The sequence below is a fragment of the Paenibacillus rhizosphaerae genome, from assembly GCF_014192015.1.
GTDB lineage: Bacteria > Bacillota > Bacilli > Paenibacillales > Paenibacillaceae > Paenibacillus_AQ > Paenibacillus_AQ rhizosphaerae.
In genome coordinates this window covers 335,050-347,192 of the sequence record NZ_JACHXJ010000007.1, presented here as the reverse complement: position 1 = coordinate 347,192, position 12,143 = coordinate 335,050, and the positions used below count along the sequence as shown (strand labels likewise).

11 protein-coding genes and 1 pseudogene are annotated in these 12,143 nt (G+C 55.5%); 7 read left to right on the top strand and 5 right to left on the bottom strand.

Annotated features, from left to right (window positions below; all coding sequences use genetic code 11):
- Positions 1-86: 86 nt before the first annotated feature.
- Positions 87-239, bottom strand: a pseudogene (locus FHS19_RS31700) (LuxR C-terminal-related transcriptional regulator); the annotation flags it as partial.
- A gap of 386 nt (positions 240-625) precedes the next feature.
- Here FHS19_RS31700 and efeO point away from each other — a divergent pair.
- The 6 genes from efeO to nagA all read left to right on the top strand — a co-directional run bounded on the left by efeO (position 626) and on the right by nagA (position 7,687).
- Positions 626-1,528 (top strand): iron uptake system protein EfeO, encoded by a 903-nt coding sequence (gene efeO / locus FHS19_RS31695; RefSeq protein WP_183586987.1) that lies wholly within the window; start codon positions 626-628, stop codon positions 1,526-1,528.
- 3 nt (positions 1,529-1,531) lie between these two features.
- Positions 1,532-2,827: an iron uptake transporter deferrochelatase/peroxidase subunit gene (gene efeB, locus FHS19_RS31690; RefSeq protein ID WP_183586985.1), complete on the top strand. Its 1,296-nt coding sequence runs from the start codon at positions 1,532-1,534 to the stop codon at positions 2,825-2,827.
- A 48-nt stretch (positions 2,828-2,875) separates the two neighbouring features.
- Positions 2,876-4,696 (top strand): FTR1 family iron permease, encoded by a 1,821-nt coding sequence (locus tag FHS19_RS31685; protein ID WP_183586983.1) that lies wholly within the window; start codon positions 2,876-2,878, stop codon positions 4,694-4,696.
- Positions 4,697-4,905: 209 nt separating this feature from the next.
- The gene (locus FHS19_RS31680; RefSeq protein WP_183586981.1) at positions 4,906-5,790 is read left to right on the top strand and encodes a MurR/RpiR family transcriptional regulator; all 885 of its coding nucleotides are present in this window, start codon (positions 4,906-4,908) and stop codon (positions 5,788-5,790) included.
- Positions 5,787-6,515, top strand: coding sequence for a glucosamine-6-phosphate deaminase (gene nagB / locus FHS19_RS31675; RefSeq protein ID WP_183586979.1), 729 nt, complete (start codon positions 5,787-5,789; stop codon positions 6,513-6,515). Before FHS19_RS31680 ends, nagB begins: the two co-directional genes overlap by 4 nt.
- A complete protein-coding gene (gene nagA / locus FHS19_RS31670) occupies positions 6,512-7,687 on the top strand; it encodes an N-acetylglucosamine-6-phosphate deacetylase (RefSeq protein WP_183586977.1) in 1,176 nt (391 codons plus the stop codon). The genes nagB and nagA overlap by 4 nt, the downstream gene beginning before the upstream one ends.
- Positions 7,688-7,754: 67 nt before the next feature.
- Here nagA and FHS19_RS31665 read toward each other — a convergent pair whose 3' ends face one another.
- Together FHS19_RS31665 and FHS19_RS31660 are read right to left on the bottom strand one after the other, a co-directional pair.
- Positions 7,755-8,777: a YhcN/YlaJ family sporulation lipoprotein gene (locus FHS19_RS31665; protein ID WP_183586969.1), complete on the bottom strand. Its 1,023-nt coding sequence runs from the start codon at positions 8,775-8,777 to the stop codon at positions 7,755-7,757.
- 99 nt (positions 8,778-8,876) lie between these two features.
- Positions 8,877-9,440, bottom strand: coding sequence for a hypothetical protein (locus tag FHS19_RS31660; RefSeq protein ID WP_183586967.1), 564 nt, complete (start codon positions 9,438-9,440; stop codon positions 8,877-8,879).
- 197 nt (positions 9,441-9,637) lie between these two features.
- On the opposite strand from FHS19_RS31660, the gene FHS19_RS31655 reads away from it, so the two are divergent.
- The gene (locus tag FHS19_RS31655; RefSeq protein WP_183586965.1) at positions 9,638-10,555 is read left to right on the top strand and encodes an NAD-dependent epimerase/dehydratase family protein; all 918 of its coding nucleotides are present in this window, start codon (positions 9,638-9,640) and stop codon (positions 10,553-10,555) included.
- Between the two features lie 102 nt (positions 10,556-10,657).
- Here the strand turns inward: FHS19_RS31655 and FHS19_RS31650 are convergent, their stop codons facing one another.
- Both FHS19_RS31650 and FHS19_RS31645 read right to left on the bottom strand, forming a co-directional pair.
- Positions 10,658-11,044, bottom strand: coding sequence for a hypothetical protein (locus FHS19_RS31650; protein WP_183586963.1), 387 nt, complete (start codon positions 11,042-11,044; stop codon positions 10,658-10,660).
- A gap of 19 nt (positions 11,045-11,063) precedes the next feature.
- Complete coding sequence (locus tag FHS19_RS31645) at positions 11,064-12,125, bottom strand: glycosyltransferase family 4 protein (RefSeq protein WP_183586961.1); 1,062 nt, start codon at positions 12,123-12,125, stop codon at positions 11,064-11,066.
- Positions 12,126-12,143 lie beyond the last annotated feature (18 nt).

The following is a 12,143-nucleotide window of genomic DNA, read 5'->3' as shown; positions in this document are numbered from 1 at the left end:
CCAAGAATGCTGCCCCCTTGTCATTTGTTTGCAGGACAAGTTTACCATAATTTATAACCAACCTGTTATTTGCGTGCTTCAAACTACACTACATTGGAAATATGGTTCCGGACCGTCTTCTCGCTGATAAATAACTGACCGGCGATATCGCGTGTTGTTTTGTCCTGAACGAGCAGTTCAAATACTTCGCGCTCACGATGAGTCAACAAAAATTTGCTCTTATGATCGTTCCCCTTCAATGGTGTCACCCCTCCTTGCTCGGGTTTGTATGGTATAACAAGGTAAAGGGATACAGTCAACTCATATTATGTAAGGCACCGGGCTTTGGTGTCGTTATGCGTAAAAATTAGGCACCCGCATTGAAAGGGTTTACAACAGGAGAGATTTCGGCATTTTAAAATGGCAGTTGACACGTGGTCGGTAACTCATTATGATGTTGCTATAATGAAATTGAGAATCATTATCAAATTAATCTAACCATTCCATCTATATAAGAAAAACGTCCATCGACGCACCTTCACAGAAGACAGACCGCGTTTAGAGGAAGTTTTTCTTGCGATTATAGAATGGCTCAGCTCTGCTGAAAATTTATAAATTCTATAATCTAAAAAGGAGCTGTTTTGGCTTGAAGCTACATACGATCCTTCCTGCCGGTTTAATCCTCTCCTCCCTGCTCTTCGCAGGCTGCTCGGAGAAAGAAAGTGCGGATCCCGCCGCCGGCGAGGCGAAGACTGGGACGGCAGCCGCTAATACCGACACATCAGCGCAAAGCGCCGGTACCGATGCAGCTGCGTCGCAGACGGCCGACTTCAGCGCAGCCGTGGAATCCTACCGCATCTTTGCAGTGGAGCAGTGCGATGAATTCGTAAAGCAAACGGAAAAATTCACCGAAGCGGTGAAAGCCGGCAAGCTGGAGGAAGCGAAGGCCCTGTATGCCCCGGCCCGTTCCTATTACGAGCGGATCGAACCGATCGCAGAGGCGCTCGGCAATCTGGATCCGGATATTGACGCCCGCGTGAACGATGTGGACGCCGCCGAATGGCGCGGATTCCACCGAATCGAGAAGGGACTGTGGGAGGATAAGTCGACCAAAGGCCAGGAAGCTTTTGCCGACCGCCTTCTGCAGGACGCACAGCTGCTCCGGGCCAAGGTCGAGACGGTCGATATTGACGCCAGCCTGATGGTAACCGGGGCGGTTGAACTGCTGAACGAAGTGTCCTCCTCCAAGGTAACCGGCGAGGAAGAGCTGTACTCTCACACGGACTTGTACGATTTTGCCGCCAATGTGGAAGGCGCCGCCAAGATTTATGAAATCCTGAAGCACGACCTGGCCAAAAAGGATCCGGATCTCGAAAAGCAGATCGGGGAGCGATTTGATGCGTTGAAGAAAGAACTGGACGCCTACAAGAAAGGCGACGGATACGTCAGCTACACCGAGCTGAAAGAGGACGAGGTCCGCAAGCTCAGCCAAAACCTGGATGCCCTGGCCGAGCCGTTGTCGAATATGGGCACCCTGCTTGGAGTGTAAAGCATGTCAAACCGGGAGCACGAGGAAACCAAAGATTCATCGATTTTGAAAAAGCCGCTTTCCCGCCGCGACTTATTGCGGCTGGCGGGCACCGGCGGCCTGGGACTGATGATCGGGGGCGCCGGCATCGGCAGCCTCTTCGCCGCGAAAGAGCGGAAGACAGCGGCGGCCGTTGCCGGCCAGCCTGACACCGGGGACCGCATCCCGTTCTACGGGAAACATCAGGCCGGCATTATCACCCCCTCGCAAAACTTCATATATTTCGCCGCTTTCGACGTGACCACGACCGAAGCGAAGGAGCTGAAGAAGCTGTTCCAAGCCTGGACCGCGGCGGCCGCGGCCATGACCGAAGGCTCCATGCTCGGGGAAGAGAGCGCCAATCACAACCTGCCGCCGGTGGATACCGGAGAATCGGCAGGTCTTTCGCCTTCCCGGCTGACCCTGACGTTTGGCGCGGGGCCGTCCCTGTTCGATTCGCGCTTCGGGCTCGCCTCAAAGCGGCCGGCCAATTTCAGCGACCTTCCGGCCTTTAACGGGGATCAGCTGGACGCCCGCTGGTGCGGCGGCGACCTGGCCGTTCAGGCCTGCGCTGACGACCTGCAGGTGGCGTTTCACGCCATCCGCAATCTGGCGCGCATTGCCCGCGGCACGGCCGTGCTCCGCTGGACCCAGGAGGGCTTCCAGCGCACCGGCAGCGCCGACTCCGCAGGGGGAACCCCGCGGAATCTGCTCGGCTTCAAGGACGGCACGGCCAATCCGGATACGGCGAGCAGCGAGCAGATGAACCGGGTCGTCTGGGCTCCGGCCGAAGGCGGAGCAGCCTGGATGGCGGGCGGCAGCTACATGGCGGTGCGCCGGATCCGGATGCGGATCGAGGTGTGGGACCGATCCTCCCTGAAGGATCAGGAGGAGACGTTCGGAAGGTACCGGGCCAGCGGCGCACCGCTTGGCGGACAGCACGAGTTCGACAAGGTCGACCTGACCGCCAAGGGGCCTGACGGATCGCCGGCTATTCCGGCCAATTCGCATATGGCGCTTGCCCGCGGAGACGGCTCGGTGCAGATCCTCCGACGGTCCTATTCTTACTCGGGAGGAATGGACGCCAAGACCGGCCAGCTGGATGCCGGACTGCTCTTTATCTGCTTCCAGCGCGACCTGCAGAAGCAGTTCATCCCCCTGCAGCAAAAGCTTGCGAAGAGCGACCGGCTGAACGAATACATTCAGCATGTCGGGAGCGCGGTGTTCGCCTGTTTCCCCGGCGCCTCTTCGGGAGGCTATATCGGAGAGACGCTGCTGTAGCCTGTAGGCATTAAACTCTAGCAGAATTGACATAAAGGAGACTTCATCATGCTGCGAAGCAACCTTACGCCTCGTACCGGGCGATGGAATCATCGCCTGATCGGCGCCCTGCTGATCATTGCCGTGCTTCTGCTGAGCACCTTGATCCCGCGTGCCGAAGCGGAAGGGAATTCCGCCCTGGACTCCCTTCTGCCTTCCGTAGGCAGCGCCCTCGTTGAAGCGGGCCAGCAGGAATGGTCCAAAGCGGGCGAGGATCTGAACCAATTCAAACAGCTCTGGGAGCCGGTCAAAGCCGGGGACACGGATCATGCCGACTTGACCACGGCCGTCGACAATGCGCTTCAAGACGCGCAGAGCAAGCTAGCAAGCGGCGGGCCGGAGGCAAAAACGGCGCTGTCCGCGCTGGCCAAGGCGGTTAACGCTTACGTCACCGCCGCCGAGAGCCCAGGCGGATCATCCGGCGCGGCCGAAAGCGGCGTGGAGTCGGCCAAGAAGCTGCTGCCGCTGGCGCAGGACAGCCTGAAGGCCATGCAGGCTGGGGACTGGGACGCGGCCAAGCGAAGCTATCAGACGATCGTGGATGCATGGCCGACGGCGGAAACGCCGATCCGCAGCGATAACTTCACGGTCTACGGTCGGCTTGAAACCGAGATCAGCCTCGTGCGGATCGCGCTCCAGGCCGATCCGGTACGCGAAGAGCAGGCCGTGCAGGAAATGCAGAAGCTGATCACGCTGATGACCGGTTATACCGAAGGGAAAATGGATGCGGCCGATGCCGGAAGCGACGGAAATTACCGGCTGTCCGACCTGCTGGGCATCCTCGAAACCGCACGCCAGGATGCGCGGGCCGGCCGGAGCAGCGAAGCGGCGGACCAGATGACGAAGTTCATTTCCGTCTGGCCGGCGGTCGAGGGCGAGGTGCGGGTATCCGCGCCGGACCTTTATACGGATATTGAAAATAAAATGTCTGCCGTTTCCGGCGACCTGCTCTCCAGCCCGCCAAAACTGGATGAAGCCGTAAAGTTCATGGACGCGATGAAGTCATCCCTCACCCCGCTGGCGGTCGATCACAAATATACCGCGTGGGATGCCGCGTTGATTCTGCTTCGTGAAGGCCTGGAGGCCATTCTCGTGCTGTCCGCCCTGCTGTCTTATTTGAAGCGAAGCGGGAATACCCGCGGCCGGAAATGGATTTGGAGCGGAGCCGGATCAGGCCTCGTCCTCAGCCTCCTGCTCGCGGTCGTGCTCACCTTCTCCATCTCCAAAGCGGCTTCAGGCGGCGCCCGCGAGCTGATCGAGGGCATTACCGGTCTGGTGGCCGTGGTGATGATGCTCACCGTCGGGCAATGGCTGCACAGCAAGTCAAATACGGCCGCCTGGAACAAGTACGTAGGCAGTCAGATGGATCAGGCGATGGCCCGAGGAAGCCTGTGGTCTCTATTTGTGCTGGCCGGTCTGGCCGTCCTGCGCGAAGGCGCGGAAACGACCATTTTCTATGCGGGGATGGCCTCTTCCATTGACATCGGGCAGCTGATCCTCGGGATCGCCGGCGCCTTGGCCGTTCTGGCCGTGCTCGCTTACGCGATTATCGTTCTCAGCGCCCGCCTGCCTCTGCGCGGCTTCTTCCTGGCGGCGACGGTGCTGATCTACTACCTCGTATTCCGTTTCCTTGGCGACAGCATCCATTCGCTCCAGGTCTCGGGTCGCATTCCCGCCCATTCGGAAGCCGGACTGCCGTCCGTTTCCTGGCTTGGCATGTACCCGACCTGGGAAACGTTCATTCCACAGATCGTCGTGCTTGCTTTCGTTCTTTGGCAGCTGATTCGCGTGGAGCTGCGGAATATGCAGGGTTCCAAGGCAAGCGCATAAATCTCTTAATATTAACCGGACTCTAAAGAGTCCGGTTTTTTTGCGCTTCACTTTTACAGAAATTTAACAATCCTGCCCTTGTAAACGTAAGACAAATGGCCTATGATGGGGATGAAACAAAAATTATTTTCTCTAAATATGCATCATTCGTTAAAATTATTTTCAATCTCAACAGTATCCATAGTTTTCTCATCCAAGGAGGCTTGCGATTGGCACCGATATTACACGCCTTGGCGCAGGAGCAGGAACGGCTGTCCCAGCAGGAGCGCCGGATCGCCGATTTTATCCTCTCCTCCCCTTCCGAAGTTGTCCATATGGGCATCAAGGAGCTGGCCGAGCAGTGCGGGACCAGTCCCGCCACCGTGACCCGGTTCTGCAAAGCGTTCCATCTCAAGGGCTACCCGGACCTCAAAGTGAAGCTGTCCGCCGAAATCGCCCATACGGAAATGCAGGAGCGGAGCGGCATGTCGTCCTATCAGGATATTGTGGCCAACAACCCGTTATCCCAAATCGTAGAGGCCATGGAAGCGAATCATCTGGCCTCGATCCGCGACACAACGTCCCTGCTCGACATGGACCGTCTGGCCCAGGCGATACGCCTGCTCTGCGCCGCCGATCGGATTGACTTGTACGGGGTAGCCACCTCGTCTATCGTCGCCCAGGATTTCTACCAGAAGCTGATCCGGATCGGTAAGAACTGCACGGCCTTCGCCGATTCACATATGCAGATCACTTCCGCCTCGACGTTGTCGGGCCGGGATGTGGCGGTCGCCATCTCCTATTCCGGGGAAACGCTCGAAACGATCGATGCGCTGGCCTGCGCCAAAGACAGCGGGGCAGCGACCATTTCACTGACGTCGTACAGCAGCAATACGCTGGCTGGCATGGCCGATATTCCTTTGTTCGCCTCATCCCTTGAAAAAGGAATGCGCCGGGGAGACATGGCTTCGCGAATCGCCCAGCTCCATCTCGTCGACATCCTGTTTATGGGGATGAACAGCGAGCAGTTCGGACAGTATGTTCCCAAGCTGGAGCAGTCCTACCATAACGTACAGAATTACCGAAAATCCAGAGGAGGTCATTTTCAAGCATGAACATTTATACATTTAAAAACGAGGCTGACTTTAACGCCACCGGGGCAAGCCTGATCGCCAGCCTGCTGCATACCAAACCGAGAGCGGTACTCGGCCTGGCGACCGGCAGCACTCCGGTAGGAATTTACGGGCGGCTTATCGAAATGTACCAGCAGGGCCTGGTCAGCTTCGCAAAAGCATCCAGCTACAATCTGGACGAGTACGTCGGCCTGCCTGAGGGCCATTCGGAGAGCTACCGTACCTTTATGAACGAGAAGCTGTTCAACCATATCGATATTCAGCTCGAGAATACGCATGTTCCGAACGGCAATGCTGCCGATCTGGAGGAAGAATGCGTCAAGTACGACGCCATGCTGGAGCAAAACGGCCCGGTGGACCTGCAAATTCTCGGTATCGGCCACAACGGGCATATCGGGTTCAACGAACCTGATGACAGCCTGGACGGCGGAACGCACGTGGCTGAGCTTCAGGAAAAAACCCGCACGGCAAACGCGCGCTTCTTCCCATCGCTGGACGATGTGCCGAAGCAGGCGGTTACGATGGGGGTCGGCAGCATTCTAAAGGCCAAGCAAATTTTGCTGCTCGTTCGTGGCAAAGACAAGGCTGAGATCGTGAAGCGCGCGCTGAAAGGACCGATTACGACGCAGTGCCCGGCATCGCTGCTGCAATGCCATCCGAACGTCGTGGTACTGCTGGATCAAGGTGCAGGGAGGTTGTTAGGATGAGTGAAGAAAACGTACAGCTCTTGTACGGCAAGGTTGTCACGCCGTCAGGGGTATTGGAAGAAGGAGCCGTCGCCATCCAGGACGGCAAGATCGTCTATGCGGGGCTCGCCCGCGATCTGCCGCAGCGCTGGACAGACTCGGCCGCAAGCCATCACAAATCGGACGGATACATCGTTCCCGGCTTCATTGATGTCCACGTGCATGGAGGCAACGGCCAGGACTTTATGGATTCAAACAAGGAAGTGCTGGATACCATTACCGCCTTCCACTGCTCGCAGGGTACCACCTCGATTCTTCCGACGACCATGACCGCTCCAAAGGCGGCAATCGACCGCGTCCTCAAAGAGGTTAACGAGTATACGCAGCATGACATGCCTTACGCAACCGTGGAAGGCGTTCATTTGGAAGGGCCTTTTATCAGCCCGAAATGGCCGGGAGCGCAAAATCCGGAGCATATCGTCCTGCCGAATGTAGAATGGCTGGAAGAATGGGAATCTGCCTATCCGGGTCTCGTCCGCCAGGTGACGCTGGCGCCGGAACGCGAAGGCGCACTGACCGCGATCGCCTGGATGACCGAACACGGCATCAACGCCGCGCTCGGCCACACGGATGCGACCTATGACGAGGTGGAAGCAGCCGTGGACGCCGGTCTGCGCCAAGGCGTACATACCTTTAATGCGATGACGCCGCTGCACCACCGCAAGCCCGGAACCGCAGGGGCCGTGCTAAGCGATCCGCGCATCCACGCGGAAATCATCGCCGACGGCATCCATGTGCACCCGGCCTGCATCTCTATCCTGGCCCGGTTGAAGCAGGATAACAATCTGCTCCTGATTACGGATGCCATGTCCGCAGCCGGACTTGGAGACGGGGAATACATGCTTGGCGATCTTCCGGTAGAGGTTCACGACGGAATCGCTACCTTGAAGGGCCAGCGGGACAGTCTTGCGGGAAGCACCTTGACGATGATTAAAGGCTTCCGCTACCTTATCAACAACGTGGGCCTGTCGATCGAAGAGGCGTCCCTCGCCGCCAGCTTCAACCCGGCCAAACGGCTGCGGATCGAAGACCGCACCGGCACGATTGAAATCGGCAAGCAGGCAGATGTCCTGCTGCTGGATAATCATCTGGATGTTCAAGGCGTTTGGGTCAAAGGCCGTAAGGTATTTTAAACCCATGGCTATATGTATAAGGGGCTGTCCATAACAAGATTATGGCAGCCCCTTTTTATCGGCAATTTTACCGATTGGTCGTATCAAAATGGTGAACAGGGGCATTGTAATTGGTAGTGCGGTTGCCATTCCCGGCATTCATTGGGAAGATGCGTTCCACCATCGTCGACAGGTCGGACATGAGTCCTTTGATCGGATGTCCTCCTTGCGTTTGTGCCGATAAGTTAGCCAAGCCTTGGATAAAGCCCGGATTTGCAGATACATACACGTTCTTAATCGTGTTATCGGTGCTCTTGATCGTATTGGCAATCCGGTCTTTGATATCGGACGTGATCGTGTCATTGCGGTAATCGCTGTATCCGCCGGCACCCATCAGACCGGTCTGGTTACCGGTGGAACCCATGGCATTGCCGGTACCCATCCCGTTGTTGGTGCCGACCCCGTTATCCGTCGTGCCTGCCGTACCGTACGTCGTCATATTATAGCCGTTGTTCCCCGTAATGCTGGCCCCTTTAGACGAATAGTTGCGGATGTTATGATGCGCTGCAGCGGCATTCGGAGCGGTTCCGCGTACGCCGTTACGCACCGTTCCCGATTTCGAACGGTTGTTGAAGCTGCTTCCATTGGCCGTGCCGGCATTGTTAAAGCTGCTTCCGTTCATCATGTTGTGGGTGCCGCCGAAGCCTTTTGCTCCCATATTTCCGCCCGTGTTGCTTGCGGTATCACGAAGGGAAACGGCAACGTAGGCGGTATCGCCGGCCACGAGAACGTTGGCGGATTTAACTTCCTTCATGGCTGCCACTTTATCGGACAGCTTTTGCGACAATTGGGCATTCGTCAAGTTATGGGTGGTCGCTGCGCTGCCGTTATTCGTGCTGTTTGTATTGTATGTGTAGCCTTTCGGACTGATCAAGCCGTTTTCCCTTAGGGAATTCACGCCGATACGGCCCGTTCTGCCGTTGCCGTCAATGACGTTTTTGGTGCGGATGTTCGTATTTGCGGGCTCCTTCGTAGTACAACCGGCAACGCCGGCTATGCTCACGAGCAGGGCTGCCGATACCGACAGACTAATCGCTTTGGATCGTAGCATGAGTTCATCCTCCATCTCTAATAAGTGTATTAATAACACCATTAGGATGACCACCCGCATGAACCGGTATGCTGAAAGGTTTTGGCATGACGGGACCTGCTACTGCAGCTGCTCAAGCTCCAAATAATCGGACCTGCGGACAGCATAGGCGTCAGGATCTTGCTGAATTAGTATCCACAGGACCTCTGGCTCATCCGGCTCTGAGGCGATTTGCATCACCTGCGTTTCCCCTGATTTCAGCGTGACGGTAATCGTCCCTACAATGACTTCATTTTGCAAATCGGACGCCTTGCGTACTTCCCCTTCCTCTTGCCGCAGTCCGTGCAGCCCAGTTAGTCTATCCTCCGCCTCCGCAGCTGTTATTTCGGCGCCGTTTAGCAGCCAACGACCGGATGGGTGGCCCTCGTCGGCAGGCTCTCTTTGGAGAATCCAGGACTTGGTTCGCCCCTCCCATTCCACCGAACTTATGTTCCCGTACTCCCAGGCAAAAGGGCTATTATTTCCCGCTCCTGACCCGCTGTTCGATGTAGAGTTGTGCTGCGGGGATGGGCCTGCCTGCTGCGAATGATGATTGCTATCTCCCAGCCTCCATGCTAACAGTGCTGCGCAAACCATCAGCAACCCCGCTGCGACTCCCAAAATCCATTTGCCGCGGCGTTTCATGGCTTATCCCTCCCTGGTTCGTCACTCGACCCTCATTTAATGCGAATACATTACCTTCATAATTTTATGTTACCCGTTTCCGGCCTGCCCCATATCAAAAGCTCCGCAAATGGACGGGTGCCTAATGCCGATACCTCTCGATTCTCATACGATAGAGCATGCATGACACTCACACATTTTAAGGGAGGTAGATATGCATGAGCACAGTAGTCGTGACTGGAGGCGCCGGTTTTATCGGTTCGCATCTCGTCCGCAAACTGATCGGTCTCGGCCATAAGGTGCATGTTATTGATAATTTATCGACCGGGAAAGCGGAGCGTGTCCCTTCCGGCGCCGTCCTCCATATTCACGATATCCGCAGTCCAGGTGCCCATGATCTGATCGGCTTGCTGAGTCCTTCCGCCGTCATCCATTTGGCTGCCCAGGCCGATGTGCAGCAGTCGATACGCGAGCCGTTTGACGATATGGACGTCAATATCGGAGGAACGCTCAATATGTTGAATGCCTGCCGCAAAGGATCGGTTGAAAAGATCATTTTTGCATCCACTTCCGGCGTATACGGCAATCTGCAGAAGGAAATCCTGACGGAAGACGACCCGGCCATGCCGATTTCTTTTTATGGCCTGTCGAAGCTGGCCGCAGAAATGTACATTCGATTATACTCGCAATTGTTTGGCTTATCCTATGGCATTCTCCGCTTTGCCAATGTCTATGGGCCAGGACAAACGGCCAAGGGCGAAGGCGGGGTCGTCGCCATTTTTATGGACCGGTTGTTCACAGGACGTCCGCTGGGCATTAACGGTGACGGGAACCAGACCCGCGATTTCATTTATGTCCTGGATGTAGCCGATGCGATCATTGCCGCCATGAAGTCCAACGAGAACGGGACCTATCATGTCAGCACGGGAACCGCAAGCACCGTCAATCAGCTGGCCGGTCACCTCCGCGCCCTTCATCCGAAAGAAATCCCCATCGAATACAGGCCGGAGAAAGCCGGAGATATTCGCCACAGCTGTCTTTCCAATGCAAAAATCGGCCGTACGATGGGATGGGCGCCGGTTTTGAGCTTTGAGCAGGGGCTTCAGGAAACGTACCGAAGCTTTACGCCCGATTGATAAGGGCTGAAAACCAATAAAACCCCACGAAGTGGGGTTTTGCGGTGGTACTTATTCTGATTGTCGCTCAAAAAAAACCGTCCGGACCCTTCCAGACGGCTCCTATGAGGGGGCGTATACCGTACCTTCCAGCCAATAATCGCCTGACAGAATCGCCCTGCTGTCAACGGATTTGACCGTTAAGTAAAACCTGGCTTCGCCATTCTCTGCCGTCCATGTGAAGCTTTCGCGGGTACGGCTTTTTTCGAAGCAGCTTTCAAGAGTCCAGTAAACGACCTGACCATCCGGCTGACCAAGCCGAAGGCATAATTCCATTTCTCCCATATCCCAGTGAATCGGCTTTACCCAATTCACGTCGATGCTCAGGACGATCTGATCTCCCGGGGTAACATGCTGAAGCGTCAAACCCGTTAGCACGATTTCCTGTTCACCGACGACAAAGGGCTCATAGCTGCCGGATGCGGCACCCGATTTGGCCTTAAATTTCATGCCTTACTCCTCTTTTCCTTTAAATATGATTCAGCATGTCAATAAAGCTCATGCAGTACGCATGCGGATTGAATTCATTTTTGAGCATCTGAAGCGCGTTTTCGCGAATCTTCTCCCGAAGCTCATGGTCGTAAATAAGACTCAGGCCTTCGGCAACGGCTTCCGGGATATTGCCCAGCGTGTAATTTTTACCGGTAATATTGTGTTTTATCGTGATGGCAACTCCATCGGAATGGGTGGCCAGCACCGGGCATTTGCAGCTCATTGCTTCCAGGACCGACAACGGGCCGCCTTCTACCTTGGAGGTATTGCACATGAACCCGCCGGAGTCCCCTATCACTGAAAAATAGTACTGCATTTCAACATTAGGAACGTTGGAAAAGAGCAGCAGCCGGTTGTGCAGCTGGAGGTCCGCCACCATTTTGTCGTACTGTTCTCTTTCGGAAGGTATGGACAAATTGGCATCTTCGAACATCCACATCACCAGATTGGGAACATAAAAGGACATTTGGTAACCGATATTCAAAAATTCCCGCCAGTTTTTGTTGTCTTCCATCCGCCCGAGCCAGGCAATGACGGGATGCGGCAGCTTATTGGTGGGACGATAGGTAAATACTTCAGAATTAAAGCAATTTGGAATATTGTACTTGGGTGTATTCGGAAACAGTTCTTGAAACAGGGCCGCAATATGCGGCGTGCAGGGATTAAGCAGCGCCGAAGCATAGGCATTCACGTAAGGAATGGCCTGCGTCAGCTGCTGACGGGCGACTTCTTTCGGACCGTACCCTTGAATTTCCAAAACAAACTTGCCTGTATACCCGAGCTGACGAAACCTCGCGAAGCTTTTATGGTCCGTGGTCACGACGATGACATCGTATTGGCCCGCTTCCAAAATCCGTTTGATCTCCGCGTCCTGATTTGTAATGTAGATCGGAAAATCCGCTTGGTTCTGCATCCCCGCTCCCCAGGCAAAATACAAACAGGAAGCCTCAATTCCGTATTTTCGCAATTCCTGGCAGCGCAGGCGGTTGATCGTGTCCATGCCTCCGCTCGGCACATAAAACACAAATAATACCTTCATGATCGTTCCTCCCGGCCT